Source organism: uncultured Zoogloea sp. (genome assembly GCF_937894855.1).
Classification (GTDB): Bacteria; Pseudomonadota; Gammaproteobacteria; order Burkholderiales; family Rhodocyclaceae; genus Zoogloea; species Zoogloea oryzae.
Genome location: NZ_CALAYQ010000108.1, coordinates 1 through 6,782, shown reverse-complemented (window position 1 = coordinate 6,782; position 6,782 = coordinate 1). Strand labels below are relative to the sequence as shown.

Below are 6,782 nucleotides of genomic sequence, written 5' to 3'. Positions count from 1 at the left end.
AGGTGTTGAGCTGGAGGGCGTGGATCTCGTTGCCCATCAGCTTGCCGAGGGTGGCATAGACCGCCTGGTGCTGGCGGACCTTGGGCTTGCCCTCGAAAGCCTTGCTCACGACGATGCCGGAGAAGTGAACCCCGTCATCGCCTTCGATCTGCAGGAAGTCGCAGTCGAGGCCGGCAACGATCAGGCGTTCGATTTCGCGTGCGTCAAACATCTTTTGATCCTTGGAAGAACTCAGGCGCGCAGCTTGTAACCGCGGGCAAGCATCTGCAGGGTGACGACTGCGAGCACGACGAAGCAGGCGGTCACGACACTGATGCTGGTCCACGGCGACACGTCGGAGGCGCCGAAAAAGCCGTAGCGGAAACCGTCAATCATGAAGAAAAACGGATTGAAATGCGACACCCCCTGCCAGAAAGCCGGCAGGGAATGAATCGAGTAAAAAACGCCGGAGAGCATGGTCAGCGGCATGATCAGGAAATTCTGGAATGCGGCGAGCTGGTCGAACTTGTCGGCCCAGATGCCGGCGATCACGCCCAGGCTGCCCAGGAAGGCGCCACCCAGCAGGGTGAAGGCGATGATCCAACCCGGCTGGGCGATGTCGAAGGACACGAAGGGCAGCGACACCAGCAGCACGCCAGCACCACAGGCCGCGCCACGCAGCACGGCGGCGATCACGTAGGCGGCGTAGAACTCCCGGTAGGAGATCGGCGGCAGCAGCACGAACACGATGTTGCCGGTGATCTTGCTCTGGATGAGGGATGACGAGCTGTTGGCGAAGGCGTTCTGCAGCACCGTCATCATCACCAGGCCCGGCACCAGAAAGGCCGTGTAGCTGACGCCCGGGAAGGGCTGGACGTGATCTTCCAGCACGTGCCCGAAGATCAGCAGGTAGAGCACCGCGGTCAGCACTGGCGACAGCACGGTCTGGAAACCGACCTTCCAGAATCGCAGGCACTCCTTGTAGAGCAGGGTCTTGAAACCTTCCATGGGGTCGTCGGCTCGCGTTCTAGTTCTGATTCATGATGCCGACGAAGACCTGCTCCATGTCGGGCTTGCCGAGGGCCATGTCGAGGACGTTGCCGCCCGCCGCACGGACGCCCTCCAGCAGGCCCGCCACTTCATCGAAGCTGTCGAAGCCGAAGGCAAGCTCGGCGCCGTCGGCCCGGGCCACCCGTGCCGCCAGCGGCGCCGGCAGCACGATGGGCGCAGCGAGGCTGAGGGTGAGGGTGTGGCTGGCAAAGCGCTGCAGCAGATTGGCAGTGGTATCGAGCGCGACGATGCGGCCGGTCTTGAGCATGGCGATGCGACCGCACAGGGTTTCGGCTTCTTCGAGGTAATGGGTGGTCAGCACGATGGTGTGACCGTCCTCGTTGAGCTTGCGGATGAACTGCCACAGGCCCTGGCGCAGCTCTACATCGACGCCGGCGGTGGGCTCGTCGAGAACGATCACTGGCGGGCGATGGACCAGCGCCTGGGCCACCAGGGCCCGCCGCTTCATGCCGCCCGAGAGCATCCGCATGTTGGCGTTGGCCTTGGTGGTGAGATCCAGGTGGTGCAGGATCTCGTCGATCCAGTCGTCGTTGTTCTTGAGTCCGAAGTAGCCCGACTGGATGCGCAGCATCTCGCGCACCGAAAAGAACGGATCGAAGACCAGCTCCTGGGGCACCACGCCAAGGGCCATGCGGGCGGCGCGGTAGTCGCGCACCACGTCGTGCCCCATCACTTCGAGAGTGCCGGAGTCAGGCCGCGCCAGGCCCGCGAGACAGGAAATGAGCGTCGTCTTGCCCGCGCCATTGGGGCCGAGCAGGCCGAAGAATTCGCCCTGCCCGATCTCCAGGTCGACGCCGGCGAGCGCCTGCAGGGAACGGAAACGCTTGGTGACGCCGGCAATGCGGATCGCAGGGCTCATGGAAAAAACCGGGAGAGGCGCTCAGCGCCCGAGAGGCAGAATGGTATCGACGTCGTAGAGGGACGCCAAGCTCACCAGCGCGGCGGGGGCGCCGGTGATGGAGAACTGCCGGCCGGCGCCACGGGCTGCCCGCGTCCAGCTGAGCAAGAGGGCCAGTGCGGCCGAATCCACCTGGGTGACGGCAGCCAGGTCGACAACCCGGTCGGCCGCGGCCACGAGCGCCCGCCCCGCCTCGCCCAGCGGCGCGACTGTGGCAAGGGTGAGCGGACCTTCGAGGGTCAGCCGGGCGCCGTCTTCGCGGATCATTTCTTGGCAGAGACCGTGGTTTCGAGCTGCTTGTTCTTGTCCTTGAGGGACTTGATCAGGCCGTCGATGCCGCCGGCCCGCACTTCCTGGCCGAAGCTGTCGCGGTAGTTGGTGACGAGGCTGACGCCGGCCACCATCACGTCGTAGACCTTCCAGTTGTCGCCCTGCTTGTCGAGGCTGTAGTCGATCTGCACCGGCTTGGCACCGGCCTGGCGGACTTCGGTGCGGACCACCACGTCGGTGTCTTCGGGCTTGGCCTTGAGGGGCTTGAAGTCGATCTGCTGGTTGCGGTACTGGGTGAGCGCGTTGGAATAGGTGCGCACCAGCAGGGTCTTGAACTCCTGGGTGAGCTGGGCCTTCTGGTCGGCGCTGGCCTGCTTCCAGTCCTTGCCCACGGCGAGGCGGGTCATGTGGGCGAAATCGAAGTACGGCAGCACCTTGGTCTCGACCAGTTCGACGGCCTTGCGGGTGTCGCCGGACTGGATGGCCTTGTCCTGGCGGACGATGGTGATGACGTCGTCGGTCACGCCCTTCACGAGGGCGTCCGGGGCGACGGTGTCGGCCAGGGCGGCGAACTGAACGCCAAGGCCAAGGACGAGGGCGGCAATCAGGGAGGAGATTTTCTTCATCGCGTGTTCTCTGTGTTCTTGTTCGTGTTGGGGTTGGCGATCCGGATCATTCAGCGCCGGAGTCGTCGTCTTCATCCTTTTCCCGCGGCGGGCGGCCATCGTAGACCTGACTCCGGCGGTACTGGATGTAGAAGCTGCGCATGTAGCCGTACTTGTCGAGGGCAGCCTGATCGGCGGTGGTGTCGGCACCGAGCAGTTGGGCGCGACGGTTGATGAAGCGCAGGGCCGTCAGGCGGTTGCGCTCGCCGATGTCCTCGACGCCCCAGATCGGGTCAACGTTCAGATCACCCACCAGGCCGACGGTGTCACGCAGATTGCTCGGACCGAGGAGCGGCAGCACCAGGTAGGGGCCATCGCCCACGCCCCAGCGGCCGAGCGTCTGGCCGAGATCCTCGTCGTGCTTCTCGAGGCCCATTTCGGTGGCGATGTCGAAGATGCCGAAGATGCCGATGGTGCTGTTGATCAGCAGGCGCCCGCCATCCGACAGGCCATCGACAAACTTGCCCTGGAGCAGGTTGTTCACCCCGATCCAGAAGTCGCCGAGGTTGCCGAAGAAGTTGCCCACCCCCACCTTTACCGGCAGCGGCGCCAGATCGTAGACCTGGGCCACCGGGCGCATCACGTAGCGGTCGGCGGTTTCATTGAAGCTGAAGGTTGCCCGGTTGAGGGGCTCCAGCGGGTCCTTGGGATGTCCGCCAGTGCCGGCGCAGGCCGACAGGCCAAGGGCCAGCAGCAGCGCCAGGGCGCCGCGCCGCACGGGGGTCGAATCGGGTGTGCTGTTCTTCATGGCTTTTCCGGAGGCTGGCCGGGCCGCCTCCGCTCTCTGTCGTTGTTCCGGTTCTGCCTTACTTGGCCGGTGCGGAATCGCCCTCGGCCTTGCCGAACATGAACTGGCTGATCAGCTTTTCAAGCACAACGGCCGACTGGGTCTTCTTGATGACTTCACCGGGCGCCAGGGTCTTCTCCTCGCCGCCGGGATCGAGCCCGAGGTACTGCTCGCCGAGCAGGCCGGAGGTGAGGATGTTGGCGAAGGTGTCGGTCGGGAACTTGTAGCGCCCATCCACCGTGAAGACCACCTCGGCCTGAAAGCGTTCATTGTCGTAGCGGATCTGCTCGACCCGCCCGACCACCACGCCGGAGCTCTTGACCGGCGCGCGCAGCTTGAGCCCTCCGATGTTGTCGAAATTGGCACGCAGGGTATAGGGCGACTGGATCTCGGAGCCGGAAATGCTGCCAACCTTCAGCGCCAGGAACAACAGCGCGGCGATACCCATCGCCACGAAAACCCCGACCCACAGATCGAGCGTCGTGCGACTCATCATAGACCTCTGAACATGAAAGACGTCATCACAAAATCGAGCGCCAGGATCGCCAGCGCCGAACTTACCACCGTCCGCGTGATGGCCCTGGACACGCCTTCGGCGGTCGGCACGCAGTCGTAACCTTCGAAGACGGCGATCAGCGCCACCGCCACACCGAAGGCGAAACTCTTGTAAACGCCGTTGAGCACGTCGTACTGGAAATCCACAGCGGACTGCATCTGCCCCCAGAAGGCGCCGTGGTCGACGCCGATGAAGACCACCCCGATCAGCCAGCCGCCAAAGATGCCCATCGTCGAGAACAGCGCGGCCAGCAGCGGCATCGAGATCACCCCGCCCCAGAAGCGCGGCGCGACGACCCGGGCGATGGGGCTCACCGCCATCATGTCCATCGCCTTCAGCTGCTCGGTGACCTTCATCAGCCCGATCTCGGCGGTGACCGCGGAGCCGGCGCGACTCGCGAACAGCAGCCCGGCCACCACCGGCCCCAGCTCGCGCAGCAGCGACAACGCGACGAGCGTACCCATCGCCTCGGTGGAGCCGTAGCGCTGGAGGATCTCGTAGCCCTGCAGGCCCAGCACCAGCCCGACGAACAGGCCCGACACCAGGATGATCAGCAGCGACAGCACGCCGCTGAAATACAGCTCGCGGATGGTCAGGTGCAGGCGCGTGAACGACTGGCCCGAATACACCAGGATCAGCCAGAAGAAGCGGGCAATGAAGCCGATCTGCCACACGCCGTTGATGGCCATGCTGCCAAGCTTGCGGAACACCCCGCCCATCAGGCTGCACCTCCGGTCAGGGCCGTGGCGTAGTCGCCGGCCGGATAGTGGAAAGGCACCGGCCCGTCCGCCTCGGCGTTGACGAACTGATGCACGAAGGGATCGGTGGATTGGCGGATGTCGTCGGGCGTGCCCTCCGCCACCACCCGACCTTCCGAGATGAAGTAGATGTAATCGACGATCAGCAGGGATTCGTGAATGTCGTGGGTGACGATCACCGAACTCGCCCCAAGGGCATCGTTGAGGCGCCGGATCAGCTGGCCGATCACGCCGAGGGAGATCGGATCGAGGCCGGTGAAGGGCTCGTCGTACATCAGCAGCATGGGGTCGAGGGCGATCGTCCGGGCCAGCGCAACCCGGCGCCCCATGCCGCCGGAGAGCTCGCCGGGCATCAGCCGCGCGGCACCGCGCAGGCCCACCGCGTGGAGCTTCATGAGCACCAGATCGTTGATGAGCTCGGGCGACAGATCGGTGTGTTCGCGCAGCGGAAAGGCCACGTTGTCGAAGACCGTCATGTCGGTGAACAGCGCCCCGAACTGGAACAGCATGCCCATCCGCCGGCGCATGGCGTAGAGCGCATCGCGACCAAGACCGGCCACATCCTGCCCATCCACCGTGACGCGCCCGCCGCAGGCCTTCTCCTGCCCGCCGATGAGACGCAGCAGGGTCGTCTTGCCGCTGCCGCTGCCCCCCATGATGGCCACGACCTTGCCCCGCGGGATCGACATGGAAATGTCGCGCAGGATCGCCCGCTCGCCGTAGGCGAAGCGCACGTTTTCAAGTCGTACAAGTGGCTCGGACATGGGAAAATGTTGCAATGCGGGATGCCGATTGTAGCAGAGGGTTTGTTTCGTGGCATGCGGGGTAGCCCCATGCCGGCCAGAATTATCTCGTGACATCAAGGCGTTGAGCATCCCGAAGCGGGCTTCGCCAGAGCCGTTTATAATGCGCGGTTTCGGTCCGCCCGCAACATCACGCCCAACCCGGCCTGCCACGCGTAGCGCGACATTCTCTTCGATCTTCCCCGCCGATGCAGGAAAAAATGCAGGACAAATACCTCCCCGCCGACATCGAACGTGCCGCCCAACAGTATTGGGACGACAGCGCCGCCTTCCGCGTCTCCGCCGACGCGTCCAGGCCGAAGTACTACTGCCTGTCGATGTTCCCCTACCCCTCGGGCAAGCTGCACATGGGCCATGTGCGCAACTACACGATCGGCGATGTCCTGTCCCGCTTCCACAAGATGAAGGGCTTCAACGTCCTGCAGCCCATGGGCTGGGACGCCTTCGGCCTGCCCGCCGAGAACGCCGCGATCAAGAACCAGGTGCCGCCCGCCAAGTGGACCTACGACAACATCGCCTACATGAAGCAGCAGCTCAAGTCGCTCGGCTTTGCCATCGACTGGAGCCGCGAGCTGGCCACCTGCACGCCCGAGTACTACAAGTGGAACCAGTGGATCTTCCTGCGCATGCTTGAAAAGGGCATCGCCGAGCGCAAGACCCAGGTGGTCAACTGGGATCCGGTGGACCAGACCGTGCTCGCCAACGAGCAGGTCATCGACGGCCGCGGCTGGCGCACCGGCGCGGTGGTCGAGAAGCGCGAGATCCCCGGCTACTACCTCAAGATCACCGACTACGCCGACGAGCTGCTGGGCGATCTCGACCAACTGGGCGGCTGGCCCGAGCGCGTCAAGCTGATGCAGGCCAACTGGATTGGCAAGAGCACCGGCGTGCGCTTCGCCTTCAAGCACGACATCGCCGACGAAGCCGGCCCGATCGGCGACGGCAAGCTGTGGGTGTTCACCACCCGCGCCGACACCATCATGGGCGTCACCTTC

At 64.6% G+C, this 6,782-nt stretch carries 10 protein-coding genes; 1 reads left to right on the top strand and 9 read right to left on the bottom strand.

The window, feature by feature from the left end; genetic code table 11:
- The 9 genes from Q0672_RS12935 to Q0672_RS12895 all read right to left on the bottom strand — a co-directional run.
- Positions 1-211 (bottom strand): BolA/IbaG family iron-sulfur metabolism protein (locus Q0672_RS12935; protein WP_298622773.1); only part of this gene is annotated, 211 nt, incomplete at its 3' end.
- Positions 212-231: 20 nt separating this feature from the next.
- Complete coding sequence (locus tag Q0672_RS12930; RefSeq protein ID WP_298622771.1) at positions 232-987, bottom strand: ABC transporter permease; 756 nt, start codon at positions 985-987, stop codon at positions 232-234.
- Positions 988-1,006: 19 nt separating this feature from the next.
- Positions 1,007-1,909, bottom strand: a complete 903-nt coding sequence (locus Q0672_RS12925) for an ABC transporter ATP-binding protein (protein ID WP_298622769.1) — start codon at positions 1,907-1,909, stop codon at positions 1,007-1,009.
- A gap of 21 nt (positions 1,910-1,930) precedes the next feature.
- Positions 1,931-2,215, bottom strand: a complete 285-nt coding sequence (locus tag Q0672_RS12920) for an STAS domain-containing protein (RefSeq protein ID WP_153162381.1) — start codon at positions 2,213-2,215, stop codon at positions 1,931-1,933.
- Entirely contained in the window at positions 2,212-2,844 is a 633-nt protein-coding gene (locus Q0672_RS12915; protein WP_298622765.1) for a phospholipid-binding protein MlaC, read from the bottom strand. Before Q0672_RS12915 ends, Q0672_RS12920 begins: the two co-directional genes overlap by 4 nt.
- Positions 2,845-2,890: 46 nt before the next feature.
- Entirely contained in the window at positions 2,891-3,631 is a 741-nt protein-coding gene (locus tag Q0672_RS12910; RefSeq protein ID WP_153162383.1) for a VacJ family lipoprotein, read from the bottom strand.
- A gap of 58 nt (positions 3,632-3,689) precedes the next feature.
- Positions 3,690-4,163 (bottom strand): outer membrane lipid asymmetry maintenance protein MlaD, encoded by a 474-nt coding sequence (mlaD, locus tag Q0672_RS12905; RefSeq protein ID WP_153162384.1) that lies wholly within the window; start codon positions 4,161-4,163, stop codon positions 3,690-3,692.
- Positions 4,163-4,945 (bottom strand): lipid asymmetry maintenance ABC transporter permease subunit MlaE, encoded by a 783-nt coding sequence (gene mlaE, locus Q0672_RS12900; protein ID WP_298622761.1) that lies wholly within the window; start codon positions 4,943-4,945, stop codon positions 4,163-4,165. Before mlaE ends, mlaD begins: the two co-directional genes overlap by 1 nt.
- Positions 4,945-5,748 carry an ABC transporter ATP-binding protein gene (locus Q0672_RS12895; protein WP_298622758.1) on the bottom strand — a complete coding sequence of 268 codons (804 nt, stop codon included), beginning with the start codon at positions 5,746-5,748 and terminating at the stop codon, positions 4,945-4,947. Before Q0672_RS12895 ends, mlaE begins: the two co-directional genes overlap by 1 nt.
- Before the next feature lie 239 nt (positions 5,749-5,987).
- Between Q0672_RS12895 and Q0672_RS12890 the strand changes: the two genes are divergently transcribed.
- Positions 5,988-6,782: class I tRNA ligase family protein (locus Q0672_RS12890; protein ID WP_298622756.1), on the top strand; the 795-nt coding region annotated here is incomplete at its 3' end.

Excerpts from the sequence above, each read along its gene's own strand:
- Q0672_RS12910 (WP_153162383.1), bottom strand. The coding sequence starts at position 3,631 with ATGAAGAACAGCACACCCGATTCGACCCCCGTGCGGCGCGGCGCCCTG.
- Q0672_RS12895 (WP_298622758.1), bottom strand. The coding sequence starts at position 5,748 with ATGTCCGAGCCACTTGTACGACTTGAAAACGTGCGCTTCGCCTACGGC.
- mlaD (WP_153162384.1), bottom strand. The coding sequence starts at position 4,163 with ATGAGTCGCACGACGCTCGATCTGTGGGTCGGGGTTTTCGTGGCGATG.
- Q0672_RS12920 (WP_153162381.1), bottom strand. The coding sequence starts at position 2,215 with ATGATCCGCGAAGACGGCGCCCGGCTGACCCTCGAAGGTCCGCTCACC.
- mlaE (WP_298622761.1), bottom strand. The coding sequence starts at position 4,945 with ATGGGCGGGGTGTTCCGCAAGCTTGGCAGCATGGCCATCAACGGCGTG.
- Q0672_RS12930 (WP_298622771.1), bottom strand. The coding sequence starts at position 987 with ATGGAAGGTTTCAAGACCCTGCTCTACAAGGAGTGCCTGCGATTCTGG.
- Q0672_RS12925 (WP_298622769.1), bottom strand. The coding sequence starts at position 1,909 with ATGAGCCCTGCGATCCGCATTGCCGGCGTCACCAAGCGTTTCCGTTCC.
- Q0672_RS12915 (WP_298622765.1), bottom strand. The coding sequence starts at position 2,844 with ATGAAGAAAATCTCCTCCCTGATTGCCGCCCTCGTCCTTGGCCTTGGC.